25 protein-coding genes are annotated in these 26,188 nt (G+C 70.4%); 18 read left to right on the top strand and 7 right to left on the bottom strand.

The window, feature by feature from the left end:
• Window positions 1-4 precede the first annotated feature (4 nt).
• From yidC to M3190_RS00750, 7 genes are all read left to right on the top strand, one after another.
• Window positions 5-1,099 (top strand): membrane protein insertase YidC, encoded by a 1,095-nt coding sequence (gene yidC / locus M3190_RS00780; protein ID WP_251578956.1) that lies wholly within the window; start codon window positions 5-7, stop codon window positions 1,097-1,099.
• 21 nt (window positions 1,100-1,120) lie between these two features.
• Window positions 1,121-1,624: a Jag family protein gene (locus M3190_RS00775; RefSeq protein ID WP_251577350.1), complete on the top strand. Its 504-nt coding sequence runs from the start codon at window positions 1,121-1,123 to the stop codon at window positions 1,622-1,624.
• Window positions 1,617-2,261: a 16S rRNA (guanine(527)-N(7))-methyltransferase RsmG gene (gene rsmG / locus M3190_RS00770; RefSeq protein ID WP_251577348.1), complete on the top strand. Its 645-nt coding sequence runs from the start codon at window positions 1,617-1,619 to the stop codon at window positions 2,259-2,261. The genes M3190_RS00775 and rsmG overlap by 8 nt, the downstream gene beginning before the upstream one ends.
• Before the next feature lie 178 nt (window positions 2,262-2,439).
• Window positions 2,440-3,369 carry a ParA family protein gene (locus M3190_RS00765; protein ID WP_308222227.1) on the top strand — a complete coding sequence of 310 codons (930 nt, stop codon included), beginning with the start codon at window positions 2,440-2,442 and terminating at the stop codon, window positions 3,367-3,369.
• On the top strand, window positions 3,369-4,349 hold the full coding sequence (locus M3190_RS00760; protein ID WP_251577346.1) for a ParB/RepB/Spo0J family partition protein: 981 nt from the start codon (window positions 3,369-3,371) through the stop codon (window positions 4,347-4,349). The genes M3190_RS00765 and M3190_RS00760 overlap by 1 nt, the downstream gene beginning before the upstream one ends.
• Before the next feature lie 40 nt (window positions 4,350-4,389).
• Window positions 4,390-4,725 (top strand): tryptophan synthase subunit alpha, encoded by a 336-nt coding sequence (locus tag M3190_RS00755; protein ID WP_251577344.1) that lies wholly within the window; start codon window positions 4,390-4,392, stop codon window positions 4,723-4,725.
• A 40-nt stretch (window positions 4,726-4,765) separates the two neighbouring features.
• A complete protein-coding gene (locus M3190_RS00750) occupies window positions 4,766-5,755 on the top strand; it encodes a hypothetical protein (RefSeq protein ID WP_251577343.1) in 990 nt (329 codons plus the stop codon).
• A gap of 55 nt (window positions 5,756-5,810) precedes the next feature.
• On the opposite strand, the gene trxA is transcribed toward M3190_RS00750, so the two are convergent.
• The 4 genes from trxA to M3190_RS00730 all read right to left on the bottom strand — a co-directional run bounded on the left by trxA (window position 5,811) and on the right by M3190_RS00730 (window position 10,972).
• Window positions 5,811-6,134, bottom strand: a complete 324-nt coding sequence (gene trxA, locus M3190_RS00745) for a thioredoxin (RefSeq protein WP_251577341.1) — start codon at window positions 6,132-6,134, stop codon at window positions 5,811-5,813.
• Window positions 6,135-6,208: 74 nt separating this feature from the next.
• Window positions 6,209-7,201, bottom strand: coding sequence for a thioredoxin-disulfide reductase (gene trxB / locus M3190_RS00740; RefSeq protein ID WP_251577339.1), 993 nt, complete (start codon window positions 7,199-7,201; stop codon window positions 6,209-6,211).
• 85 nt (window positions 7,202-7,286) lie between these two features.
• A complete protein-coding gene (gene murJ / locus M3190_RS00735; RefSeq protein ID WP_251577337.1) occupies window positions 7,287-8,903 on the bottom strand; it encodes a murein biosynthesis integral membrane protein MurJ in 1,617 nt (538 codons plus the stop codon).
• Complete coding sequence (locus M3190_RS00730; RefSeq protein WP_251577335.1) at window positions 8,903-10,972, bottom strand: DUF6049 family protein; 2,070 nt, start codon at window positions 10,970-10,972, stop codon at window positions 8,903-8,905. The genes murJ and M3190_RS00730 overlap by 1 nt, the downstream gene beginning before the upstream one ends.
• Window positions 10,973-11,079: 107 nt before the next feature.
• On the opposite strand from M3190_RS00730, the gene M3190_RS00725 reads away from it, so the two are divergent.
• Both M3190_RS00725 and M3190_RS00720 read left to right on the top strand, forming a co-directional pair.
• Window positions 11,080-12,603, top strand: coding sequence for a DUF7059 domain-containing protein (locus tag M3190_RS00725; protein WP_251577333.1), 1,524 nt, complete (start codon window positions 11,080-11,082; stop codon window positions 12,601-12,603).
• A gap of 174 nt (window positions 12,604-12,777) precedes the next feature.
• Window positions 12,778-14,205 (top strand): CCA tRNA nucleotidyltransferase, encoded by a 1,428-nt coding sequence (locus tag M3190_RS00720; protein WP_251577330.1) that lies wholly within the window; start codon window positions 12,778-12,780, stop codon window positions 14,203-14,205.
• 20 nt (window positions 14,206-14,225) lie between these two features.
• Here the strand turns inward: M3190_RS00720 and M3190_RS00715 are convergent, their stop codons facing one another.
• Both M3190_RS00715 and M3190_RS00710 read right to left on the bottom strand, forming a co-directional pair.
• A complete protein-coding gene (locus M3190_RS00715; RefSeq protein ID WP_251577328.1) occupies window positions 14,226-14,621 on the bottom strand; it encodes a DUF6992 family protein in 396 nt (131 codons plus the stop codon).
• A gap of 96 nt (window positions 14,622-14,717) precedes the next feature.
• Window positions 14,718-15,365: an FMN-dependent NADH-azoreductase gene (locus M3190_RS00710; RefSeq protein ID WP_251577326.1), complete on the bottom strand. Its 648-nt coding sequence runs from the start codon at window positions 15,363-15,365 to the stop codon at window positions 14,718-14,720.
• 72 nt (window positions 15,366-15,437) lie between these two features.
• Here M3190_RS00710 and M3190_RS00705 point away from each other — a divergent pair, with 72 nt between their 5' ends.
• The 9 genes from M3190_RS00705 to M3190_RS00665 all read left to right on the top strand — a co-directional run bounded on the left by M3190_RS00705 (window position 15,438) and on the right by M3190_RS00665 (window position 25,194).
• The gene (locus M3190_RS00705; protein WP_251577324.1) at window positions 15,438-15,767 is read left to right on the top strand and encodes a winged helix-turn-helix transcriptional regulator; all 330 of its coding nucleotides are present in this window, start codon (window positions 15,438-15,440) and stop codon (window positions 15,765-15,767) included.
• A gap of 69 nt (window positions 15,768-15,836) precedes the next feature.
• On the top strand, window positions 15,837-17,150 hold the full coding sequence (locus M3190_RS00700) for a helix-turn-helix domain-containing protein (RefSeq protein WP_251577322.1): 1,314 nt from the start codon (window positions 15,837-15,839) through the stop codon (window positions 17,148-17,150).
• 229 nt (window positions 17,151-17,379) lie between these two features.
• Complete coding sequence (gene exaC / locus M3190_RS00695) at window positions 17,380-18,930, top strand: acetaldehyde dehydrogenase ExaC (protein ID WP_251577320.1); 1,551 nt, start codon at window positions 17,380-17,382, stop codon at window positions 18,928-18,930.
• Between the two features lie 9 nt (window positions 18,931-18,939).
• Window positions 18,940-19,326 carry a DUF779 domain-containing protein gene (locus tag M3190_RS00690; protein ID WP_251577318.1) on the top strand — a complete coding sequence of 129 codons (387 nt, stop codon included), beginning with the start codon at window positions 18,940-18,942 and terminating at the stop codon, window positions 19,324-19,326.
• Between the two features lie 64 nt (window positions 19,327-19,390).
• The gene (locus M3190_RS00685) at window positions 19,391-20,368 is read left to right on the top strand and encodes a glycosyltransferase family 2 protein (RefSeq protein WP_251577316.1); all 978 of its coding nucleotides are present in this window, start codon (window positions 19,391-19,393) and stop codon (window positions 20,366-20,368) included.
• Window positions 20,365-21,714, top strand: coding sequence for an alpha-2,8-polysialyltransferase family protein (locus M3190_RS00680; RefSeq protein ID WP_251577314.1), 1,350 nt, complete (start codon window positions 20,365-20,367; stop codon window positions 21,712-21,714). Before M3190_RS00685 ends, M3190_RS00680 begins: the two co-directional genes overlap by 4 nt.
• Window positions 21,711-22,880: an acylneuraminate cytidylyltransferase gene (locus tag M3190_RS00675; RefSeq protein WP_251577312.1), complete on the top strand. Its 1,170-nt coding sequence runs from the start codon at window positions 21,711-21,713 to the stop codon at window positions 22,878-22,880. The genes M3190_RS00680 and M3190_RS00675 overlap by 4 nt, the downstream gene beginning before the upstream one ends.
• A 104-nt stretch (window positions 22,881-22,984) precedes the next feature.
• Complete coding sequence (locus tag M3190_RS00670; protein ID WP_251577311.1) at window positions 22,985-23,857, top strand: N-acetylneuraminate synthase family protein; 873 nt, start codon at window positions 22,985-22,987, stop codon at window positions 23,855-23,857.
• Window positions 23,854-25,194 (top strand): DUF6716 putative glycosyltransferase, encoded by a 1,341-nt coding sequence (locus M3190_RS00665; RefSeq protein WP_251577310.1) that lies wholly within the window; start codon window positions 23,854-23,856, stop codon window positions 25,192-25,194. The genes M3190_RS00670 and M3190_RS00665 overlap by 4 nt, the downstream gene beginning before the upstream one ends.
• Before the next feature lie 10 nt (window positions 25,195-25,204).
• Here M3190_RS00665 and M3190_RS00660 read toward each other — a convergent pair whose 3' ends face one another.
• A complete protein-coding gene (locus M3190_RS00660) occupies window positions 25,205-26,116 on the bottom strand; it encodes a LysR family transcriptional regulator (RefSeq protein ID WP_251577309.1) in 912 nt (303 codons plus the stop codon).
• Window positions 26,117-26,188 lie beyond the last annotated feature (72 nt).

Raw genomic sequence — 26,188 nt, 5'->3', positions numbered from 1 at the left:
CTTGGTGGATCTCTTCGCCGCGGCGACCCTCCCGCCGCTTCCGAACCCGACCACACCCGAACCCGGTGATCCTGACTTCTTCAGCATCATCCTGTGGCCGTTCAAGTTCGTCGTCGAGGCGATCCTCGTCTTCTGGCACTGGATCTTCACGTCCATCGGTCTTGCACCGGATGCCGGTCTGACCTGGGTTTTGTCCATCATCGGTCTCGTCGTGGTGGTCCGCGCCGCGTTGATCCCGCTGTTCGTGCGCCAGATCAAGAGCCAGCGCAAGATGATGGAGCTCGCGCCGGAGATGCGCAAGATCCAGGAGCGCTACAAGGGCAAGCGCGACCAGCTGTCCCGCGAGGCGATGAGCCGCGAGACGATGGCGATGTACAAGAAGCACGGCACGACACCGCTGTCGAGCTGCCTGCCGCTCCTCGTGCAGATGCCCATCCTCCTCGGCATGTTCTACACACTCAGCGAGGTGAAGCGGCACGCCGAGTGGGGCGTGGGAGGCACCGGTCTGCTGAACGCGACGCTGACACGCGAGTTCTACAACGCCGAGCTGTTCGGCGTCGCACCGCTGCACGTCAACATGATCGACGCGATCAACACGAATCAGACGGCGACCGTCGTCATCCTGGTGATCCTCGTCATCCTCATGATCCTGTCGCAGTTCTTCACGCAGTTGCAGATCATCTCGAAGAACCTCTCCCCCGAGGCCAAGACCGGCCAGGCCTACCAGATGCAGCGGATCATGCTGTACGTCCTGCCGCTGGCCTTCATCTTCTCGGGTGTCTTCTTCCCGCTCGGCGTCGTCATGTACTGGTTCACGTCGAACATCTGGACCATGGTTCAGCAGTTCGTCGTCATCCGTAACCTTCCGACCCCCGGCTCCGAGGCGGCGAAGGCCCGCGAGGAGCGACTGGCGAAGAAGGGCAAGGCGCTGGATGCCAGCGGCAAGGTGATCCCGCTGGCCAAGTACGAGGCCGAGCAGCAGCGCCTGTTCGAAGAGGCGGAGCGCGCGAAGGCGCAGGCTCCCAAGCGCCAGCAGCCGGTGAGCAAGCAGCGCGCGAAGAAGCAGGCTCAGAAGGGCAAGCAGGACGGCACGTCCTGACGAGGACTGAAGGATCGATCGATGACGACCACTGACCAGACCCCCGGTGCCCGCGCGGTGCCCACCGTCGACGAGCTCGAGCAGGAAGGCGACATCGCCGCGGACTTCGTCGAAGGCATCCTCGACATCGCGGACATCGACGGCGACCTGACGCTCGACGTGCGCGCCGGCCGTGCCTACGTCTCCGTCGAGAACGACCAGCCGGAGGCGCTGGCCCTGTTGTCGGACCCCGACACGGTGCAGGCGCTTCAGGAACTGACCCGGATCGCCGTCCAGACCAAGACCGGCCGATTCTCACGCCTCATCCTGGACGTCGGTGGGTCCCGCGACGCGCGACGCACTCAACTGCAGAAGCTCGTCGAGCGCGCGGTGGAGCGCCTCGACGATGGCGCGTCCCAGGCATCTCTGCCTCCGATGTCGAGCTACGAGCGCAAGCTCGTGCACGATATCGCCGCTGAGCACGGCCTGGTCTCGGAGTCGTACGGCGAGGGCGCGGACCGCCACACCGTTCTCCGCCGTGGCTGACGTTTCACGTGAAACATCCGAGCGCGAACCGGGTGCCGCGGCATCCGTCTTCGGTGACCGGATCGACCTGGCGCGGCGCTTCACTCAGTCGCTGATCGCGCAAGGGGAGGAGCGAGGCCTGATCGGCCCACTGGAACTCCCCCGCATCTGGACGCGCCACATCCTGAACAGCGCCGTCGCTGCACCGCTGTTCACTGCAGGATGGCGCGTCGGCGACATCGGATCGGGAGCCGGCCTGCCGGGTCTCATGCTCGCCATCGCGCGTCCCGACGTGCGCTGGGTGCTCATCGAGCCGATGGAACGTCGGATCGCATGGCTCACCGAGCAGAAGGACGAGCTCGGGCTCGACAACGTCGAGATCGTCCGTGCACGCGGCGAGGACTGGTCCGAGGGGGCCGTCCTGGACGCGGTGACCGCTCGGGCCGTGAGCGCGTTCCGGACACTGATCCCGATCACGGCGCCGCTGGTGCGCGATGGCGGCGAGCTCATTCTGCTGAAGGGTGCGAACGCGGCGAACGAGATCGCCGCTGCGGAGAAGGCGATTCGGCGATTCCGACTGTCGGACGTGCGCGTCGAGCCGATCGGTGATGGCGTCGTCGCGGAGCCGACCCGCGTGATTCGGGCCACCGTCCGCTGACATCCCGCCGTGATGTTTCACGTGGAACGTCGCTCCCCGGACCGGCGACTCCGAGCGTTTCGCGTGAAACGTCGCGGTACGGCAGCCGGATCGTTTCACGTGAAACATGGCCCGCGCAACAGGGCGGTCAACAGCCTCGACTACAGTGGAAACGTCCTCGACACGACAGGAGTAACAGGTGCCGGATCCGGAGAACACCAGCTCTCCCGCACCCTTCTCTTTCGACGACAGTCCGATCGCACGTGAACTTGCGAATCTGACGTCGCGCAGGAAGGCCCTCGCCGAGGTGCAGGTCGACTTCGACGGATCCACCCGGGTGTTCACGGTGTCGAACCAGAAGGGTGGCGTGGGGAAGACCACGACGACCGTCAATCTGGCGGCAGGTCTCGCCTCCGTCGGCGCTCGCGTGCTCGTCATCGACCTCGATCCCCAGGGGAACTCGTCGACGGCTCTCGGGATCCCGCACAGTGCGGACGTCGCGAGCATCTACGACGTCCTCATCGACGGGGAGCCGCTCGCGGAGGTCATCCAGACCAGCCCCGAGTCGGAGAACCTCCTCTGCGCTCCTTCGACCATCCACCTCGCGGGCGCGGAGATCGAACTCGTCTCGCAGGTCGCGCGGGAACACCGCTTGAGGACGGCACTCGAGACGTATCTCGCGGAGAACCACGTCGACTTCGTCTTCATCGACTGCCCGCCGTCGCTGGGTCTCCTCACCATCAACGCCTTCACGGCAGCGACCGAGGTGCTCATCCCGATCCAGTGCGAGTACTACGCACTCGAAGGCCTCAGCCAGCTGCTCGGGAGTGTGTCGATGATCCAGAAGCACCTGAATCCCGCACTCCACCTCTCGACGATCCTGCTGACGATGTACGACGGCCGGACGCGGCTCGCTCAGCAGGTCGCGGACGAGGTGCGCACGCATTTCCCCGACCGGGTGCTGACCACCGTCATCCCGCGCTCGGTCCGTGTCTCCGAGGCGCCGAGTTTCGGTCAGACGATCATCGCGTACGACGGTCAGTCCGCCGGTGCCGTGGCGTACCGAGAGGCGGCCGTCGAGATCGCGCGTCGCGGACGCGCACAGAACTCAGAAGAAGGAGCCCCCTGATGGCGAAGCGAACCGGATTGGGACGGGGCATCGGAGCACTCATCCCCACGCAGGACACGTCGGAGGCCCGTCCCGTCGACGTGTTCTTCCCCGGTGCGTCCCGATCGGCGACGGAGACGGATGGGGGGACCCCAGAGGCGCCTGCGACCGCGGCGGCGGAGGACGACCTCGTCGCCGTCCCCGGCACGCGCCTCATCGAGGTCGACCCGAACGCCATCGTCCCCAACCCGCGGCAGCCGCGGACGAACTTCGACCCGGATGACCTGGCGGAGCTGGTCCACAGCGTCCGCGAGTTCGGCGTCCTGCAGCCCGTCGTCGTCCGTCGCAACGAGGAGGGCGAGTACGAGCTCATCATGGGTGAGCGTCGTACCCGCGCAGCGCGCGAAGCGGGACTCACCGCCATCCCCGCGGTGCTGCGGGAGACGGAGGACGAGCACCTCCTGCGCGATGCGCTCCTCGAGAACCTGCACCGGTCGCAGCTGAACCCTCTCGAAGAGGCGTCGGCGTACCAGCAGCTGCTCGAGGACTTCGGAATCACGCAGGAGGAGCTGGCGACCCGCATCGGACGATCTCGGCCGCAGATCAGCAACACCATCCGCCTGCTCAAACTGCCGGTACCGGTCCAGCAGCGCGTCGCCGCCGGTGTGCTGAGCGCCGGCCACGCGCGTGCCATCCTCTCGGTCGACGACGCGGAGCACATGCAGCGTCTGGCCGACAAGATCGTGAACGAGGACCTGTCCGTCCGCGCGGCGGAGGCGGCGGCCAAAACCATCGGCAATCGGGTGCGCCCGCTCCCCAAGGCCGGCGCGCGCCGCGCGCACCTCGACGACGTCGCTGAGCGGCTCGGTGACCGACTCAACACAAAGGTGAAGATCTCGCTGTCGGCACGTAAAGGCCAGATCAGCATTGATTTCGCTACCATTCAGGACCTGAACCGCATCCTCGCGGAACTGGGAGAGACGGAATACGGCGCCTCCTGATCCGGCCCCGTTCGCACGGGTCCACGCGTAGGCTGGAAGGGTGACCGATCGTCCCAACCTCCCTCGACGCGCGAGCCTCGAGGTGCTGCGCGCAGAGGCGTCGGACGAGTTGTCGGTGCTGGTCGAGGAGCGTCTGCGCGACGGGGAGGACCCGTGGTCTTTCATGGAGGACCTCCCCTCGGTCGACGAGTTGGTTGTCCTGACGCTGCGTGCCGAGAACATCGCCGCGGACGGGGGACAGCGTCCGACGCAGGCCCGGAATTACCGCGTGCTGCGTCAGATCGCCCTCGACTATCCGCCACTCAGCGCTGCGGTGTGGCGTCTGCTGGGGAGCGAACCCCACCGCACATGGAATGTCTCGGTGCGAGCGTCCTGACCGTTCCACGTGAAACACCCTCGGTCGTGAGGGTCCGCGTGTGAGCGAGCGGGACGTGAGGGCGGCGATCCTCGACATCGCCCCGTCCAGCGGTGTCGTCCTGGACGTCGTCACGGTGTCGGCGGCGCTGCGAGAGCGCGGTGTCGTCGCGGTCGTGGGTGAGGAGGACGGCGCCGTGACCGCCCGGGTCGCCGTCACCCCCAGCGGCGGCCTCGTCGTGGCGTCCGAGGAATCCCTGTTCGACACGGCGCCACAGCCTGTTCTCGACGCACTTGCACGCACGTGGGGGGCCGATGTCCTCCTGGAAGCGCAGGACCTCTTCCTCGTCGCTCGTGGCCGGGGTGCCGAGGAGGACGCGGCGACCCGCCTGGTGAATGACGAGGTGGTCCGCGTGCACGTGGTGCTTGGAACCCATGCCCAGCCCTACGCATCGCTTTCACGGCAGCTGGAGGCATCCGTCACCGCAGCTGAGGCCGGCGGTGCGTTGCTCGTCATGGCTCACGAGCGGGGCCGGGATGCGTGGCCGCCGGCGCAGCGCCCCGTAGTCACGATCAGCCGCTCCTGGACGAGTGTCCTCGTCGAGGTGTTCAGCGTCGCTGGACTGGCCGCCTTCCCCGACACGGAGCGGATGCGGGGACGCGGCATCCCTGATCTGACCCTGTCATGGCCGGCCCGGTGGATGTCCGTCCTCGCGGACGACGGACCCGCGGGGGAGGTGCTGCGGTCGTTGCGTCAGGCCTCCCTGGAGCGGATCCCGGAGCTGGTGGATGAGCGTCTGGTGCTCGCCGAGTTGCAGGTGACGCAGTTCGAGCTGGATCGCCTCCGTCGGTTCGAGAACGACGACGACCTGGTCGGGCGGATCGTGCGGACGTTCCATCTTCCCGAGATCGTCGGCGACATCGTGACCAGTCGAACGGAGATCGGGTCCGTGCCGGGCGCCCAGCGCGTCGAGCGCACGGACTGGGGTCGTCGCGCGCGGGAACTGACGACGCGACCGTCGTTGTGGTCGCGGCTGTTCCGGCGAGGGTGAAACGACGAAGGACCCGGCGACCGGGGTCGCGCGGGTCCTTCGGGAAGTGAGCTGCTCAGCCGATGTAGTCGGCGAGGTCCTGCTCGAGGGCGAACTTCGGCTTCGCGCCGATGATCGTCTTCTCGACCTCACCCTTGTTGAAGACCTTCATCGCCGGGATCGACGTGATCTGGTACTCCATGGCGAGGTTCGGGTTCTCGTCGACGTTGAGCTTCAGAACCGTGATCTTCTCGGGGTTCTCGGTCTGGATCTCGTCGAGGATGGGGCCGACCATGCGACAGGGTCCGCACCACGCCGCCCAGAAGTCCACCAGAACGGGGCCTTCGGCGTCGATGACGTCCTGCTGCCAGGTGCTCTCACTCGTGGCCTTGGCGGTCATATGTCTGTCTCCTTAGGAATCGACACGTCGGTGTCAGGGAAAAGAACGCAGCGGATGCCGGAATTGTTCCGCGCTCAGGCCGCGTCGGCCTCGGCATCGGGGCGATCGTCGATGACGGCGGCATCCTGCGCCGGTGCACCCGCATCGCCGCGCGCGGCGAGGTAGTGCTCGAGGTCGAGCGCGGCGACCGTCCCGCTGCCGGCTGCGGTGACCGCCTGGCGGTAGGTCGGGTCGATGACGTCACCCGCGGCGAAGACACCGGGGACCGAGGTCTTCGAGGTGCGGCCGTCGACCCACACCGTGCCGTGCTCCGTGATGTCGAGCACGTTGTGCACGAGGTGGGTGCGGGGGTCGTAGCCGATCGCGACGAACACACCGTCGAGGGCCAGGTCGCGCTCGGAGCCGTCGACGGTGTCGCGCAGGCGGACGCCGCTCACGGCATCCGCTCCCAGGACGTCGATGACCTCGCTGTTCCAGACGAACTCGATTTTCTCGTTCGCCTTGGCGCGGTCCTGCATGATCTTCGAGGCGCGCAGCTCGTCACGACGATGGATGACGTAGACCTTCGAGGCGAACTTGGTGAGGAACGTCGCCTCCTCCATCGCGGAGTCGCCGCCACCGACGACGGCGATGACCTTCTCGCGGAAGAAGAAGCCGTCGCACGTGGCGCAGTAGGAGACTCCGCGCCCGGACAGGCGCGACTCGCCCTCGATGCCGATCTTGCGCGGAGCGGAGCCCGTCGCGAAGACGACCGCCTCGGCCTCGTGCGTCTCGCCACGGCCGAGGGTGACCTTCTTGATGTCACCGGAGACGTCGAGCGAGACGACGTCGTCGTAGACGACCTCGGCGCCGAACTTCTCGGCCTGCTCCTGCATCTTGGTCATGAGGTCGGGACCCATGATGCCCTCGGGGAACCCGGGGAAGTTCTCGACCTCGGTCGTGTTCATCAGTTCTCCGCCGGCCTCGACCGAGCTCGCGACGACGAGGGGCGACAGGTTCGCGCGCGCCGCATAGATCGCCGCGGTGTAGCCCGCCGGACCCGAGCCGATGATGATGACCTTGCGCACGATGAATCCTCTCTTCGTCTGGGCGATGTTCGCGCCCGGACAGTTCAACCCATGGTAGCCGCGTGGCATTCCACGGACCTGGGGCTCACCGGCCGGGGAGGAAGCGGCGCGCGGCGCGGAACGCGACGCCGAGTTCGGGGGTGCGGAACAGGGCCAGGATGCCGCCGTAGACGAGCAGAGTGACGCCGCCGATGAGCGCGGCGCCGACGAAGCCGAGGAGACCATTCGCGGTTGTCCATCCCGACACGCCTCCGGCCAGGAGGAAGACGGCGACACCCGCACCCGCGGCCGGAACGGCCGCGAGGAGGAAGCGGACCACGGCGCGAGCGGCCGCGCCCAGCCCGAGCGGACCGATCTTGCGTCGGAGCAGCGTCACTGCGAGCGAGAACTGCACGATGTTCGCCACCGACTGGCCGAGCGCGATGGCCACTGCCAGGAGCGTCACGGGCAGGACCCCGCCACGCAGCAGCGCACTCGCGGTGAGCGCGGAGGCGATGACGAGCACGGCCTGCACGAGCGTGTAGAAGAACGGCGTCCGCGTGTCCTTCAAGGCGTAGAACGTGCGCTGCAGTCCGAACTGGAACGACAGCGGCAGCAGTGCGACGAGATAGGCCGCGAGGACGGCTGCGAACGCGACCGCATTCTCGGGGCTGTTGGTGAAGATGCGGGAGAGGGGGACGATCGCGGCCACGATGGCCGCGAGCACGCCCACCATGAAGATGCCGACCGTGCGGGTCAACGACGCAAGATCCCGCGTCACCTGGTCGGTGCGTCCCTCCGCCACGTGCTCGCTGAGCCGTGTGTAGTACGGGGTGCCGAGGGAGAGCACGATGACAGAGAAAGGCAGCATGAAGAGCAGCCAAGCGAACTGAAGGCTCGCATTCGCTGCGCCAGTTCCGGACGCGGCACCGACGATGTTGACCTGGAACACCCCCGCCACCTGGCCGACGACGACCATCAGGAAGGTCCATCCGGCGAGACGACCGATGTCACCCAGGCCGAGACCACGCCACTGGAAGTCGGGGCGGACGCGCAGACCCGCACGACGCCAGAAGAGAAGCAGGATCACGGCCTGCACGACGATGCCGAGTGTCGCCGTGCCTCCGAGGAGCGCGACCATGCCGGGCGTCCAGCCGACGACCTCTTCGTGAGGCCCGAAGATCCAGATGAACGCGCCGAAGCCCACGATGGACACGAGGTTGTTGACGATCGGCGACCATGCGAAGGGTCCGAACACCCGATTCGCGTTCAGCACTTCGCCCACGAGCGCGTACAAGCCGTAGAAGAGGACCTGCGGGATGCACCAATACGCGAGGGCGAGCGTCAGGGCCTGCTTCTCCGGCGAGAACTCCCCGCCGTAGAGGAGGATCAGCAGCGGCGCCGCGATCACCGCGATCACCGTGACCGCCGTGAGGACGACCATCCCGAGGGTGAGCAGCTTGGAGACGAAAGCGTCGCCGCGGTCGTCGTGCGTCCGCACCGCCTTCACGATCTGCGGCACGATCACGCCGGCGAGGAGGCCCGAGGAGATCAGGTTGAACACCGTGTTGGGGAGCGCGTTCGCTACCGCGAATGCGTCGGCCGCGCCACCGGCGACGACCGGAAGCGCTGCCGCCAGCACGATGTTGCGGATGAGCCCGGTGATCCGGGACGCCATGGTCCCGGCGGCGACGGTGGCGCTCGCGCGTCCGAGGCCGGCCATCAGGCGTCCACCGGCATCCGCTTGCGACGGCGGATCGTGCGGACGACGCCGAAGACGAGCAGCGCCGAGACGAGGACGCTGAGGATGACGAGGGCGACCGACTCCCACTCGGCGCGCACCGACACCTCGACGCTCTCGCTCGGACCGATCTCGACGCCCGCGGGGGTACGCAGCTGCAGGTCGACGGAGGACTCCCCGCTGCCCACGAGGGCGGAGACGGGGATCGCGACCCGGCTGGTCTGCTGTGCGCCGATCTCGACCTCGGTCGACGCCTCGATCACCAGACGCGCATCGCCCGGTGCGGCCAGCAGGTCGACGCGCGCGGGCCACGGGAGGTCGTTGCGGACAGTGAAGACGAGGGGCGCGGAGGAACCCGCCAGGGTGATGGGACCGCCGAGGACCAGAGCCACCCCGTCGGTCCACGTGGCGATGCGCTCGCGTTGGGCCTGGATCGCGGCATCCCACGCGTCACGATCGTCGAGCCAGCCGTTGCCGAGCAGCTGCAGCTCGGTCGCGCGCTCCGACGACGTGAGCAATGAGGAGTCCTCGAGCACGCCGGCGATGCGCTGCAGCCCGCCCTGAGCCGCGCGGAACTCGTCGATCACCGCGACGCGGTCGACGTCGGCGGGGACGGAATCGACCTCGACCGTCGCCGCAGGTGCGGCGAGAAGGCCGTCGAGGTCCGTCGCGGTCCATCCGGGCAGGTCGGTGGCGGCATCGATCGCGGCGCTGAGGGCCGCCGCGGATCGTTCGTTCGCGCGATCGACCGTCACGAGCAGGGGCGCGGCCGGCTCGCTCAGCTCTGCCCGTGCGGTGAACTCGGCCAGGACGGCACCTCGTGCGGTCTCCGCATCCGTCGTCGAGGCATCCTCGAGCAGACGCGAGAGGTCGGCGTCGTAGACGAGCAGGTCGGCGTCACCCGAGACCGCGTGGGCTCCGGCGTCCGATCGCACGACCGATGTCGGGAGCAGGGTGACCGGGGCGTCTTCGCCACCGGTGACCGCGCCGAGCGCGGCGGCTGTCTCGGCGCCGGCCGTGCCGGTGGCCGGCCAGAAGACGGTGTCGCGATCGGCGCCGATGTCGAACAGCTCCTCGAGGGTGGGGAGCACCGGGTCGACGGGTGCCGGGGTCGGGGTGGGTGTCGCACCGGCGCCGTCGGTCGCGGCGCCGAAGTTCGACGGGTCGAGGTAGGCGGCGAACGAGACCGGACGGACGGGGGATGCCTCACCGGCGCCGATCTGCGCCGCGAGATCTGCGTCGCCGTACTGCAGCGCGAACCGGTCGTTGGGAAGGGCCAGCAGATCGTCCAGCCAGGCGACGGCGTCGGTGGGAGCCGCGGAGCCGAGCGCGCGGATGGACGCCGTGATCGCCGGATCGACGGCGAGGATCGCGGGCGTGCCCGTCACGGCATCCAGCTGGTCGCGGAGCCCGCCCCCGTCGGCGGTGAGCTCGGCGAGGGACTCGGAGCTGATGACGCCACCGGATTGCGGCCCCGCGGTGATCGGGACGACGACACCGATCTGCCGCGTGGTGCCACCGGTCTCGGGCACCAGGAGGACGGTGCGGGTGCGGACGGCGTCGTCCCCCGCGCCGTACACGGCTCGCACCGGGTACACGCCGGGTTCGAGATCGTCGACGCCCGCGTCGTCTGCCTCGATCACGAGAGAGGCGGATGCCGACTGCTCCGACGCGATCTCGGGCATCGCGATCTCGCCGACCGCGTCGAACGAGGCCCCCGTGGAACCGCTGTCGAGCCACGAGGTCAGTGCCGCCGCCGACCCGATCGGTTCAGCCCCGATCTCGACACTCGCCGCGCCGGCGGGAAGGGTGTCGGGCCCCGGGTTGTCGGCCGTGAGCGTCAGGGTGAGCTCGCCGACGGCCGGGACCATGCCGCCGTCGCTCGGCGCGAGCGAGGCGGTGACCGTTTCGTCGGCCGGGTCGTCGACCGCCGCGAACGCTGCCGGTGCGGGCACGGCGAGGGCGAGCACGGCCGTCGTGGCCGCCGCGGCGCGCAGCCACCGGGATCGGCGAGGCGGACGTCGGCCCGGAGCAGGCGAGATGAAGGTCATGAAGAGGTCGATTCCCGTGCGATCGATGACCGCACCATCGGGAGTGATTCTAGGGTCCCGGTCCTGCGGACCCCCTGATTGCCCCCGAGGGCCGGTTGAATGGGACGGTGAGCGACACCCGGCATCCCGACCCGTCCTTGATCGCTGCGCTGCGCGCGGACCTCGCCGCCGCCGGGTACACCGCCGACGCGGTCCGAGCGGCGTGGGGCCCGCTGGCCGACGACGCGATCGGCCGCGGCCTGCTCGCCCCCGCGCGCCGGTCCCTGGAGGGGCGCGACGACGCGCTCGCGGTGCTGTGCCGTGCCTTCTTCCTGGGCGACAGTGCCCCGACCGCAGCGCTCGACCGCGCGTTGCCGACGGCCGGCGCGACCGGTCTCGCCGGCGTGGGCCTCGTGCGGATCGAGGGTGACACCGCGACACCGCTCGTGCTCCTGCGCCCGCAGGACTTCGCGGATGCCGCGGGTGCGGGACAGTGGTGGATCGTGAGCGACCTCGACGAGGCGGCGCTGGGCGGGGCGCTCCCGACCGGGCACGTCCTCGGCGTGGGCGGAGCGTCGCTCACTCTTGCCGGCCTGCAGCTCGACACCCCCGCGCAGCGCGTGCTCGACATCGGGACGGGATGCGGCATCCAGTCCCTGCGGGCACGGCGCACCGCCTCGAGTGTCGTGGCGACCGACGTCTCGGAGAGGGCGCTGCAGTTCACGCTCCTGAACGCCGCGCTGAACGACGTCGACGGGATCGAGGTGCGCCACGGCAGCCTGTTCGAGCCGGTCGTGGGTGAGGAGTTCGACCGTGTGGTTTCGAACCCGCCCTTCGTCATCACGCCGCGCGTCGCCGGGGTGCCCGAATACGAGTACCGGGATGCGGGCTTCGCGGGCGACGACCTCGTCGCGGCGTTCGTGACCGGTGTCGGCGACGTGCTGACGCCCGGCGGCACGGCCCAGCTGCTCGGGAACTGGGAGTACCGCGACGGCCAGGACGGTCTCGACCGCGTGCGCACGTGGGTCGCGGCATCCGCGCAGCCGCTCGACGCGTGGATCGTCGAACGCGAGCAGCTGGACCCCCTCGCCTACGCCGAGCTGTGGGTGCGTGACGGCGGTACGACGCCGGGGAGTCCCGACTACGCCCGGCTCATCGACGCCTGGCTCGCCGACTTCGCCGAGCGGGGCGTCACGGCGATCGGGTTCGGCTACCTGCTGCTTCGACGGACGCCGATCGGGATGCCGCCGCTGGCCCGCTACGAGCGGATCACCCAGCCGGTCGCCGGCGCCCTCGGACCGCACCTGGGATCCGCGCTCGCTGCGTGGGACCGCCTCGGCCTGCTCGACGACGACGGGCTGGCCGAGGCGACCGCGATCGTCGCGCCGGACGTCACCGAGGCGCGCCATCACCGGCCCGGTGCCGAGGAGCCGTCGGTGATCGAGCTGCGTCAGGGAGCGGGGTTCGGCCGCGTGCTGAACGTCGACCCCGCGCTCGCCGCCCTCGTCGGCGCGTGCGACGGGGATCTGCCGCTGGGCGTGCTGATCGACGCCATCGCGGACCTGCTCGAGGTCGACGCGGCAGCGCTGCGCGCCGACCTGCTGCCGCGTGTGCGCGCACTGGCGTTCACGGGGTTCCTCCGCGTCGTATGAGCCGGCGCGACTCGCGCGGCTGGTGTGCGCGGATGCAACAGATCCGCGGCGACGCGCCGGGGACGGATGCCGGGGCGCGGCGTGTCGCGCAGCATCCATCGCATCCGCGAGCGGCACGCCCGAGCGGCGCCCAGGCCCGCGGCGCGGGCGGCCGGCCTCGGTAGGCTCGTAGGCATGCTGAACATGGCCGAGGGTCTCGCGCGCCTGGGTGCGCTCGCCGAGGCTCCCGTGTCGGCCACGCTCGCCCGCGCCTTCGCGGATGCCGGTTTCGAGCTCGCCGTCGTCGGCGGGCCCGTCCGCGACGCGTTGCTCGGCCGCACGGTCAACGACCTCGACTACACGACGAACGCCCGCCCCGACGACATCCTGCGGATCGTGAAACCGCTCGCGACGGCGACGTGGGACATCGGGCGTGCGTTCGGCACCATCGGGGCGAAGGTCCGCGGCGAGCAGGTCGAGATCACGACGTACCGCGCCGACAGCTATGACGGCACGACCCGCAAGCCCACGGTCGAGTTCGGTGACACGCTCGAGCAGGACCTCGTCCGGCGCGACTTCACGGTCAATGCGATGGCCCTCCGCATCCCCGGTCCGTCCCTCGTCGACCCGACCGGCGGCGTCGAGGACCTCGTCGGCGGGTCGTTGCGCACACCGACCGACCCGGACGTCAGCTTCGGCGACGACCCGCTCCGGATGCTGCGAGCCGCGCGCTTCGCGAGCCAGCTCGGCATGGACGTGCATCCCGCGACGCTCGAGGCGATGAGCCGACTTGCGCCGAGCCTGTCGATCGTGAGCCCGGAGCGGATCCAGGGCGAGCTCGTGAAGCTCCTGTCGACGGATGCGCCGGACCGCGGCATCCGTCTGCTCGTCGACGCCGGCCTCATGGCGCTGTTCCTGCCCGAGGTGCCGGCGCTGCGCCTCGAGGTCGACGAGCACCATCACCACAAGGACGTCTACGAGCACTCGCTGACGGTGCTCGCGCAGGCGATCGACCTCGAGAAGCAGCGGCACCCGGGGCAGGCACCCGACGTGACCCTGCGCCTGGCGGCGCTCCTGCACGACATCGGCAAGCCGGCGACCCGCAAGCTCGAACCCGGCGGCGCGGTCAGCTTCCACCACCACGACGTCAAGGGCGCGCGCATGGCGCGCAAGCGCCTGCAGGCTCTGCGGTTCGACGGTGCGACGACGGATGCCGTGTGTCAGCTCATCGAGCAGCACCTGCGCTTCTTCGGGTACGCCGAGGGCGCGTGGACCGACTCGGCCGTCCGGCGGTACGTCCGCGATGCGGGCGAGCAGCTCGAGCGGCTGCACATCCTGACGCGAGCCGACGTGACGACCCGCAACAAGCGGAAGGCGACGCGCCTGCGCACGGCGTACGACGACATCGAGTCGCGCATCGCGGCCCTCGCCGAGCAGGAGGAGCTCGACGCGATGCGCCCGGAGCTCGACGGCAACCGGATCCAGGAGGTCCTCGGCATCCGTCCCGGCCGGGAGGTCGGCGAGGCGTACCGTTTCCTGCTCGACATCCGCCTCGACGAGGGCGTCATCGGGGCGGAGGCCGCCGAGCAGCGCCTGCGCGAGTGGTGGGCCGCACGGGGCTGAGCGCCGCGCCGGCCTGACCCTCAGCGCAGTCGGCGTGCGGCCGTCAGGTCGATGACGAACAACGCGGCGCCCTGGAGGATGACGGCGAGGCCGTGTCCGCGGGCCTGCGCGGGGCTCAGCCGGCCGCCGAAGGACGGGGTGCGGGCTGCGAGGTGGCCGCCGGTCGCGACGTACCCCACGTCGAGGGCGGTGTTGACGAGGAGGATGCGGCGCAGCATCCGCTTCTTCGGAACGCTGTCCTGCCGTCGGGTGAACTCCGCGAGGGCCACGTCGATCGCCCCCCACATCAGGTTCTGCAGACCGAAGGCGCGGGTGCGCGGCAGCAGGGCGAGCGCGCCGCCGATGACGACGGATGCCGTGCCCCACCGTGTCAGGCGGTGGACGACGGTGGCGGCGACGGTCTTCGCGGAGCTCATGGCTTCATCATCGTCCAGCCAGGGGATCCGAGGGCCGCTCGCCCGTCACGATCTGCGGCCCCCCGCGGCGCGTCGTGACGGGCGAACGACGGGTGGTCACGCTGCGCGCGAGGCTGCCAGCGTGCGGCCGGCGTCGACCGCGGCCTGCTCGGCGCCGGCTTTGAGCTCGGCGGCTGCGTCGGTGAACGCGTCGAGCGCGGGGTTCACACCCACGAGCGTGAAGGGGCGGTGGACGACGGTGAGGTCCAGACCCCAGACATCCTCGAAGACGCGGCGGAGCCAGCCGGTCGAGTGGTCCCAGCCTTCCTTCGGGCTGCCCGGCTCGTAGTTGCCGCCGAGAACGGTGACGAGGGTGGCCGGCTTGCCGCGCAGGGCGGTGCCCTGCGGGTCGATGCGCGGGTCGGTGTAGGCGAGGTCGAACCACGTCTTCACGTGCTGCGAGACGCCGTAGTTGTAGAGCGGCACGGTGAACAGCAGCGCGTCCGCGCCGATGAGCTCGTCGGCAAGCTCGGTGCGGAGGGCGATCGCCGACCGCTGCCCGTCGGTGTGCTGGTCGGCGGGGGTGAAGCCCGAGGTCACCGAGTCGCGCCACGCGGTCGCGGGGATCGGGTCGGCGGCGACGTCGCGCCGGACGACGTCGCTCGAGGGGTGGGCGGCGAGCCACTCGGCCTCGACGAGGTCGCCGAGCTCGCGGCTCGCGGACGTGGCGGGCAGGATGCTGGCATCCAGACGGAACAGGGTCATGTGCTTCTCCGATCAGAGTCACTATGAAAAAGAAAGCGGCTTCGGGAACGCTAGCACACGTACGATGGAGGCATGGCCGACGGACACGATGCGCGACAGTGCGACGCCGCCGTCTCGCACGCGTTCTCGGTGCTCGGCAAGCGCTGGAATGGCATGATCCTCGACGTCCTCGGGCAGGGCGAGCTGTCGTTCTCGGGTGTCCGACGCGCCGTCGCCGGCATCAGCGACGCCGTCCTGTCCGACCGCCTGACCGAGCTGGCGGATGCCGGTCTCATCGCCCGCCATGTCGATGCGGGCCCCCCGGTCGCCGTCTCGTACGCGCTCACCGAGGCGGGCTGCCGCCTCATGCCGATCCTGAGCCAGCTCGGCGAATGGGCCGACGGCAACCTCGTGCGTCGCTGAGACCTGTCGCCCGCCGGCACGCCGATCTAGACTGACCGGCACCGCTCCTTCGACGATGATCGGAGCCCCATGAGCTCGCCGTGGTCCGCCCGGGTCGAGGTCGCGCCCGCCACCTCGCGCCTGCTGATCGAGCGTGCGCACGAAGAGCTCCTCGCCGGGAACGCCGGCGACCCGCGACTCGAGGACGTTCGGCCGCTGGTCCGGGAGTCGTGGCGCAGATCGCTGGCCTCGGATGCCGCGGCCGAAGGGCTTCCACGGCTCGACATGACGGCCGACGAGCTCGAGGCCTATCGGCGCGAGCACCCGCTCGCCGGGGTCATGGAGATGGTCCGCTCCCTCCTGCTGCCGGGCTCAGCGGAGGATTCCGGAGTGATCGTCGCGGTCGGCGATGCGTCGGGTCGCCTCCTGTGGGTCGAGGGAGACCGCGGGGTGCGGACACTGACCGGCGACATGGGCTTCGTCGCAGGCGCGGACTGGGCCGAGGCATCCGTCGGCACGTCGGCACCCGGCACGGCGCTCGCGCTCGACCGGGCCGTGCAGATCCGGCAGGCCGAGCACTTCAACCGCTTCGTGCAGCCGTGGTCGTGCACGGCGGCGCCGGTCCACGACCCCGAGACCCGCCGGCTGCTGGGTGTCATCGACGTGACCGGCGGCAGTGAGGCCGTCACCCCGCAGGCACAGCTGCTCGTCGACGCGACCGCACGCGCGATCGAGGGCGAGCTGCTCGTCGGCCGGCTGCGCTCCCGCGCTGAGACGATCCGGCGCCCTCCGTCGCGTCCGGCGGCCGTGCGGCATGCGACCCTGCGGGTGCTGGGACGCGACCGGGCGCTGCTGGAGACCGAGGGGGATGCCGCGGCATCCGTCGTCGAGCTCAGCGCGCGGCACGCGGAGATCCTGCTCATGCTCGCGAGCCACCGCGAAGGCCTGTCTGCCGAGGCGCTCGCCGATCTCGTCTACGGCGAGCCCGCCGTCGAGACGCTGCGGCCCGAGATGGTGCGCCTGCGGAAGGTGCTCGAGAAGCGCGCGCCGCACCTCGTGCCCCTCTCGCGGCCGTACCGGCTGCCCGCAGATCTCGAGACCGATGTGCACCACGTGGTCTCGCTGCTCGGCCGCGGTGCGCACCGGGTGGCGCTCGCCGCCTACACCGGACCGGTGCTGCCCGACTCGGTGGCGCCGGGAGTCGAGGAGCTGCGGACCTCGGTACGCGCGACCCTGCGCGAGACGATGGTCGGTGAGGCCGGCATCGAGGCGCTGCTGGCCTACGCCGACAGCGCCGACGGACGGGAGGATGCCGAGGTGCTGCGCCTCTGCCTGCGCATGCTGCCGGCGCGCTCGCCGCGCCGCCCCGGGCTCGTCGCCCGGCTCGAGGCGCTGGGGGCGTAGACCCCGAGCGTTGGCCGCGCCGGTTGGCCGCGTTCGCCAATGCAATGGATCCGCGGCGACACGCGGGGGTGGGATGCCGGGGCGCGGCTTGTCGCGCGAGATCCCCTGCATCCGCGCACACCGCGGCCGCGCGGCGCCCCCGCAACCGGATGCAACGTTGCGCGGCGTAGCGTGCCGGCATCCGATCCGCGGCGACGTCGCCGCATCCATGTCCGTCGAAGGAGACAGCATGACCATCGTCGAAGAGGGCGTCTCGAGCGTCTACGCCGCACCCGGCCAGCGGGGAGCGGTGGCGGAGTACCGGGCACGCTACGGCCACTACATCGGCGGCGAGTTCGTCGAGCCGGTCAAGGGCCAGTACTTCGAGAACATCACCCCCGTCACCGGCAAGCCGTTCTGCGAGGTCGGCCGCGGCACCGTCGAGGACATCGACCGCGCGGTCGACGTCGCGTGGAAGGCGTTCGCGTCGTGGAGGAAGACGACTCCCGCCGAACGCGCCGTCATCCTCAACAAGATCGCCGACCGCATCGAGGAGAACCTCGAGAAGATCGCCGTCGCCGAGACGTGGGAGAACGGCAAGCCCGTCCGCGAGACGCTCGCCGCCGACATCCCGCTCGCCGTCGACCACTTCCGCTACTTCGCGGGCGTCCTGCGGGCGCAGGAGGGCACGCTCAGCCAGCTCGACGACGACACCGTGGCGTACCACTTCCACGAGCCGCTGGGCGTGGTCGGGCAGATCATCCCGTGGAACTTCCCGATCCTCATGGCCACGTGGAAGCTCGCCCCGGCCCTCGCGGCGGGCAACTGCGTCGTGCTCAAGCCCGCCGAGCAGACCCCGGCATCCATCCTGTTCCTCTTCGAGATCATCGGCGACCTGCTGCCTGCGGGCGTCGTGAACATCGTCAACGGGTTCGGCATCGAGGCCGGCGCCCCGCTCGCCTCGCACAAGCGCATCCGCAAGATCGCGTTCACCGGCGAGACCACGACCGGCCGCCTCATCATGCAGTACGCGTCGCAGAACCTCATCCCGGTGACGCTGGAGCTCGGGGGCAAGAGCCCGAACCTGTTCTTCGAGGACGTCGCCCGCAGCACCGACGACGCGTACTACGACAAGGCGCTCGAAGGGTTCACGCTGTTCGCACTCAATCAGGGCGAGGTCTGCACCTGTCCGTCACGCTCGCTCATCCAGCGCTCGATCTACGACTCGTTCCTCGCCGACGGGCTCGATCGCGTGTCGAAGGTCGTCCAGGGCAACCCGCTCGACCCGGCCACGATGATCGGCGCCCAGGCCTCAAACGACCAGCTCGAGAAGATCCTCAGCTACATCGACATCGGCACGCAGGGCGGCGCGAAGCTGCTCACCGGCGGCGAGCGGGTCGACCTCGGCGGCGACCTGAGCGGCGGCTACTACGTCGCCCCGACGGTCTTCGAGGGAACGAACGACATGCGCATCTTCCAGGAGGAGATCTTCGGCCCGGTGCTGTCGGTCACGAGCTTCGACGACTTCGACGACGCGATCTCGCTGGCCAACGACACCCTCTACGGTCTCGGCGCCGGTGTCTGGAGCCGTTCGGGCGACATCGCCTACCGCGCGGGCCGGGCGATCGAGGCGGGTCGCGTGTGGACGAACACCTATCACCAGTACCCCGCCCACGCGGCGTTCGGCGGGTACAAGCAGTCCGGCATCGGGCGCGAGAACCACCTGCGGATGCTCGACCACTACCAGCAGACGAAGAACCTTCTCGTGTCCTACGCCGAAGGCGCCATGGGCTTCTTCTGAGCCGACACGATGACCGACACCACCTACAGCAGGGTCGCCGTCTCCGACGAGGCGGCGGCCCTGCTGCGCACCCTCACGGCCCAGCACGGTCCGCTGATGTTCCATCAGTCGGGCGGATGCTGCGACGGCAGCAGTCCCATGTGCTACCCCGTGGGCATGTTCCTGACCGGACCGGGAGACGTGAAGCTCGGTGAGATCGACGCGGGTCTGGACGATCCGATCGAGGTCTTCATGTCGGCATCCCAGTTCGAGTACTGGAAGTACACGCACCTCACGATCGACGTGGTTCCGGGCCGGGGGGCGGGGTTCTCGGTCGAGGGGCCGACGGGCATGCGGTTCCTCATCCGGTCGCGGATGCTGACGGACGAGGAGGCCACGGCCTTCGGGCTCGCCTGAGCGCGACAGCGATCGTTCACCCGGACGCCACCTTCCGGTCACACCCGCTTGTTTGTATCGCGGCGTGTCCTCACCGATCGTGACCGTCATCCTGCCGGCGAAAGACGCCGGCCCGTACATCGGCACGACCGTCACGACCCTCGGCCGTCAGTTCGAGGACCCGAGCCGCCTGCGCCTCGTGGTCGTCGACGACGGATCGACCGACGACACCCGCGCGCAGGTGCAGCACTTCGCGCGGGAGATGCCCCACGTCGAGATCATCTCGAACCCGCAGCCCGTGGGTCTGGCAGCCGCGCGCAACCAGGGGCTCGACCTCGTCGACACCGAGTTCTTCTGCTTCGTCGACGGCGATGACTGGATGCACCCGGACCGTCTCGAAAGCCTCGTGGACTCGATGCGACGCCTGGGATGCGACTTCGTCCGCACGGATCATGTCACCGACACCGACGGTCGACGCCGCCTCATGCGCGCGCCGCACGGACGACGCGGACGGGTCGTCTCGCCCCGCGACGCCATCATGCCCGCCGACGAGACGACGATGGTCGACTACCCCTATGCCTGGGCGGGCATGTTCCACCGCCGGGTGCTCGACCGAGGCCTCGCGCACTTCGAGCCGGGCCTGTTCACGGCGGAGGACCGCCCGTGGATCTGGCGCCTGCACCTGCGCGCGGAATCGTTCGCGGTCGTGGACGCCCCCGCGATCCTGTACCGCCGCGGCGTCACCACCTCGCTCACGCAGGTGCTCGACCGGCGCCAGCTCGACTTCCTCCCGGCTTTCGCCGAGGCGATCCGCGTCGTCGAGGAGGACGACGATGCGGACCGCTTCCTCCCGAAGATCGCGACCACGACCATGTCGGTGTGCGCCTACCACCTGTTCCGCGCTCGGGCGATGTCGACCGCCGACCGCACGGCGCTGCGGACCGGCATCCGTGATCTGCTGCGGGCGATCCCAGCGGAGCAGATCGACCCGGCGCTGTCGAGATTGTCGGATCGTCGTCGCCGCATCCTTGCGCGTCTGGTGCGCGAGGTGCGCACGGCATGACGCAGATCTTCGTCCTGAACTCCGCGTACGGACTCATGACCGCGGTCGCGGCCATGGATGCCGGGGCGATTCCGGCATCCCCGTCGGGCCGCATCCTCATCGCGGTGAACGCGGCGATCATCCCCGAGGCTGCGCCCGGCATCGTCGAGGCCCGCGAGCTCGCGACTCTGCGGGCGCGATTCGACCGCGTCGTCGACCTCAACGAGCTGCTCGCGCCCACGCGCCCGCCGCACTGGCGCGTGACCGCGAACGAGGCGCCCGTGCTCGAGCGACTGCTCCGGCAGGCCTGGGACATCGGCGGCGAGGTCGAGCTCTTCCTGCAGAGCCCCCAGGTCGCGCCGTCTCGCGTCTTCATCGACGTGTTCGCCGGTGCGGATGTCGCGATCATCGGCGACGGTCTCATGACGTACTCGCCCATCCGCAACCGCTGGCCGCACACGGTCGCCGGTCGGGTGAGCGCCGTCGTCTACGCCGATACCGTGCCGGGGGTCGAGCCCCTCCTGTTCCCGGACGCCGACCGGATGCCGGTGGCACCCGCCGCCCTGCGCGCGGTCGTCGACGAGGTCGCCGCGGCGACCGACGATCCCGAGATCGGCGCGCTCGCCGGGCTCGACCGCCCGGCGCTGATCCTCGGTCAGTACCTCTCGGCGCTGAAGCTCATCACGCCCGACGAGGAGCTGCGGATGCAGTGCGAGATGATCGACCGGGCGCTCGAGTGGAGCCCCGGCACGATCGTCTTCAAGCCGCATCCGTCGTCGGCCCCGGCGCTGATCGACGGACTCGCCGGACACGCGGCCGAGCGCGGTGTCGCGTTCACCGTCTTCCAGGGCGGCACTCCGGCCGAGGTCCTCGCTGTCCGGGCTCCGTTCGTCGGCGCCGTCGCGGGATTCTCGACCGCGCTGCCGACCCTCCGCGCGCTCACCGGCCTGCCGATCGCCGCCGTCGGGACCGAACTGCTGCTGCAACGGCTCACCCCGTTCGAGAACGGCAACCGCATCCCGGTGACCATCATCGACGCGCTCACCCGGCCAGACTCCGCCCATGCAGGTGAGCGGATGCAGCTGCTCGTCGATGCGGTCGGCTACGCCATGCAGCCCGTCATCGCCGCGCACCTGCGTTCGCGCGCCGAGGAGTTCCTCGCCGCGGCGACGGCCGCTGAACGCCAGCGGTACTTCGCACGCAGCCGCCTGACCTCGCTCGGGCTCCCCGGGGGAGGCGCTCCTGGCCTGCTCGCGCGCGCCCTCGGCCCGCGGGACGGCGCGAGCCGGATCACCGAGGTGCAGCTCGCGCTCCGCGGCGCGCAGCGGCGCAGCAGACGTGCGTGGAAGGCCCTACGAGGAGGATGACCGTGACCCGGACAACCGTCGAGACGGTCGCCGTCATCCCCGCCCGCGGCGGGTCGAAAGGCGTGCCGGGCAAGAACGTGGCCCGCGTCGGCGGCATCCCCCTCGTCGCGCGTGCGGTGCGGGCCGCGCTGGCCTCACGGGCGATCGATCTCGTCGTCGTCTCGACCGATGACGCCGCGATCGCCGACGCCGCACGCACCGCCGGCGCCCGGATCGTCGAGCGACCCGCCGAGATATCCGGCGATCAGGCGAGCTCCGAGAGCGCCCTCCTGCACGCGCTCGACACCCTCGGGGCAGACGGCATCACACCGCGCGTCACGGCGTTCCTGCAGGCGACGAGCCCGTTCATCCCCGCCGAGGCGCTCGCCCGGGCGGTGGCGCTCGTGCGCGACGGCCGCGCCGACAGCGCCTTCTCGGCGCGGGAGAGCTACGAGTTCGTGTGGCGGAGGGATGCCGACGGTGCGGCATCCGCTCTCGGTCACGATGCGGCGCACCGGCCGCGCCGGCAGGACCGCGATCCCCACTACGTCGAGACGGGCGCGTTCTACGTCTTCACGACCGACGGCTTCCGCGCGGCGCGGCACCGCTTCTTCGGACGCACGGAGATCGTGGAGGTCCCCGAGGAGACCGCGATCGAGATCGACGACCCGGCGCAGCTGCGCACGGCGCAGACCCTCGCCCAGCTGCTCGAGCCGCCGGCGCCGCTGGCGGCCCGGGTCGTCGTGACGGACTTCGACGGCGTCCACACCGACGACACCGCGTGGGTGGATGCCGCCGGGACCGAGCACGTGCGGGTCAGTCGCTCCGACGGCATGGGTGTCGCCCTCCTGCGGCGCGCGGGCGTCCCTGTGCTGATCCTCTCGACGGAGCAGAACGCCGTCGTGCGGGCCCGCGCCGAGAAGCTGCAGGTCGAGGTCATCCACGGCGTCGACGACAAGGCGGCCGTGCTGCGGCGATGGGCCGCCGAGCGCGGGGTAGACCTCGCCGAGACCGCCTACCTCGGCAACGACGTCAACGACCTGCCCGCCATGGCCCTCGTCGGCTGGCCCGTCGCCGTCGCCGACGCGCGACCCGAGGTGCTCGCCGCCGCGCGGGTCGTGCTCGCGCGCGCGGGCGGGGCCGGAGCGGTCCGCGAACTGGCCGACCGCGTCCTCGCGTCACGCTGACGCACGCATCCGACAGCCAGTCGTCCGGTCCTCGCCACCGGGGGTTCATCCGTCATTCACGGTCGGAACCCACGCTGGGGACAGCCACGACGAAAGGACTCGCCATGACGGTGACCATCGGAAACCACGTGCTCGGCGGCGGACACCCCGTGTACGTCATCGCCGAGATCGGCCTCAACCACAACGGCGACGTCGAACTCGCCAAGCGACTGATCGACGTCGCCGCCGACGCCGGCGCGAACGCCGTCAAGTTCCAGAAGCGCACCCCCGAGATCGCGACGCCCGCGCACATGCGCGACACCCTGCGCGAGACCCCGTGGGGCACCATGACCTACCTCGAGTACCGCTACCGGGTCGAGTTCGACCGCGACCAGTACATCGAGATCGGCGACCACGCCACGATGCGCGGCCTCGACTGGTTCGCCTCGCCGTGGGACGTCCCGAGCGTCGACTTCCTCGAGGACCTCGGCGTCGTCGCCCACAAGGTCGCCTCCGCCAGCCTCACCGACGTCGAGCTGCTCGAGGCACTCCGCGCGACCGGCAAGCCGATCATCCTCTCGACCGGCATGTCGACCATCGAGCAGATCGACCGCGCGCTCGAGGTCCTCGGCACCGACCGCACCGTCCTCCTGCACGCCACCTCGACCTACCCGATGGAGCCCGAGGAGGCGAACATCAAGATGATCGCCTCGCTCCGCGACCGCTACGCCGGCATCCCGGTGGGGTACTCGGGTCACGAGCGCGGCCTGCAGATCTCGCTCGCCGCCGTCGCCCTGGGTGCCGTCGCGGTCGAGCGCCACATCACCCTCGACCGCACCATGTGGGGATCGGACCACGCCGCCTCGCTCGAGCCGACCGGCCTCGAACACCTCGTGCGCGACATCCGTGTCATCGAGACGGCCCTCGGCGACGGTGTGAAGCGCATCTACGACGGCGAGCTCGCGCCCATGGCGAAGCTGCGGCGCGTCCCGGCATGACCATGCGCGGTGACCGTCCGGGACGCGTGCGCGTCGTCGCGATCGCCGACGCCGACTCCTTCGTGAAGTGGTCGGCGGCGCTCATCGACTCCGCGCCGTCGGTGGATCCCCACCTGCTGCTCGTGCGTACCCCGCTCACGGTGAGCGTGGCGCAGGAGCACGCGGCGCTGGCGGGCACCGGCATCCGTCCCGAGGCGGTCACCCGCCTGGCCTGCGATGACATCGCGGCCTGGCTCGCGAAGGACCGGCCCGATGTCGTGGTCATCGGTGGGCGCGGGCCGTTCGTACGGCTCGTGATGCGCCAGATCGACCGCGTCGCACCGCGTCCGGTCGTGGTCTCGGGGCTGCCGGGCATTTCGATCCCCGCCCAGCGCGGCGCGGCGATGTACCGCAAGCACTGCGATCTCATGATCGTGCACTCGCAGCGGGAGCGACGGGCCTTCCGCCACCTCGCGCAGCGGCTCGGCATCGAGCTGCGCGTCGGTCTCGCGACCCTGCCGTTCGCGCGACCCTCCCGTCCGTCCGGGGGCGGCACGGACCTCGTCTTCGCCGCGCAGGCGATCGTCCCCCGTGAGCCCGCCGACCGGGTCGCGATCGCGGGCATCCTGCGCGCGGCGGCGCTCGCCGACCCGTCCCGCCGCGTCGTCGTCAAGCTGCGCTCACGCCCCGAGCTCGGCGAGACCGAGACGCACTACGAGCGCACCGAGCTCACCGAACTGCTGCGGGACCGCCCCGACAACCTCGTCTTCTCGCACGAGCCGATGGCGCAGGCCCTCGCGCACGCGGAGGGCCTCGTCACCGTCAGCTCCACGGCGGCGATCGAGGCGATGGCGATGGGGGTTCCGGTGATCGCGCTCGACACCTTCGGTGTCACCAAGACGCACCTCAACACCGTGTTCAACGGCAGCGGTGTGCAGGGCAGCGCAGAGGACGTCATCGCACGCCGGTTCCGACACCCGAACGCGCAGTGGCTCGCCGACAACTACTTCCACGAGCCGGAGCAGTCGACCTGGTGGCAGGACGTCGAGCAGCTCGTCTCGCTGCGGCGCCGGGGTCTGCTGCCCCCACGCTTCGTGCCGACCGCGCGCGGAGGTGCGCTCCACGAGGCGTGGCAGCGCAAGGCGGTGCTCGGTCGCGAGGACCGTTCGCTCGTGGGCGCCGTCGCACTCGTGGTCGGGGCTCCGCTGGTGTGGGGCATCCTCACCGCGCGCAAACTGCTCGGTCGCCGCGGTGCCGGCAGCTGGTTCGACGACCAGACCGACATCACCGTCACGCCGGCGCGCTACCAGGACCCCATCGTCCGGCCGCGGCGCGCAGCGCTCGTCGCGATCGACTGACGCGAGCGGCTCAGCCCGCCCGGCCGGCGAGCATGTCGGCAGCCGCGGCGGTCTCGTCGCGCAGCGCCTCGGCGAGGGCGGCGACGGCGGGGATCCGCAGCGATTCGGGCCGCACGATCATCCAGTACGGCAGCCGCTCGTCGAACCGGTCGGGCAGCAGGCGCACCAGGTCGTCGTGCCGGTCCGCGACGAAGCAGGGCAGCAGCCCGATCCCCGCACCGGCACGCGTGGCCTCGACGTGCACGAACACGTTCGTCGAACTCAGTCCGTCGCGCATCTCGGGCACGAGGCGTCGCGGCAGGTCGAGGGCGTCGACCTGCAGGATCGCGTCGACGAAGTAGACGAGCGGATGCCGCATGAGCTCGGCGGCGTCCCGCGGCATCCCCTCCCGTTCCAGGTACGCGCGCGAGGCGTACATCCCGAGTGTGTAGGCGCCGAGCTCGACGCCCTGCGTGCGCCGGGACTGCGGCGCGCCGACGACGACCTCGATGTCGAGACCGGGGCGGTGGGCTGCGGCACGACGGGTGGCCGTGACGATCTCGACGCTCAGGCGCGGATGCCGGCGTCGCAGCCGGGCCACCGCGGGGGCGGCGATGAAGGCGCTGAAGCCGTCGGTCGCCGACATCCGCACCACCCCGGCGATGGGGTCGTGGTCCTCGCCGGCCCCGGCGAGCTGCGTCAGCGCGGACTCGATCCGCCCGGCCGTGTCGACCGCCTGGCGTCCGAGCGCCGTGAGCTCCCATCCGCCGCCGGCCTGAGCGACCAGGCGCCCGCCGACGGCGTCCTCGAGGGCGGCGATGCGTCGCGCGACGGTGGTGTGGTCGACGCCGAGGGCGCTCGCGGCGGTGGTGTACCGACCGGACCGCGCAACGGCGAGCAGAACGAGCAGATCATCGGCGCGGAGGCGACCACGGGCATCCATGTGTGCAATTGTGCACATCCGAGGTGCAGGACTGGGCATTGATCTACATCGAGCCCGCTCCGCAGACTGTGG

This window comes from Microbacterium oleivorans, from assembly GCF_023715745.1.
Lineage (GTDB): Bacteria > Actinomycetota > Actinomycetes > Actinomycetales > Microbacteriaceae > Microbacterium > Microbacterium oleivorans_D.
This window is presented reverse-complemented; position numbering and strand designations above follow the sequence as displayed.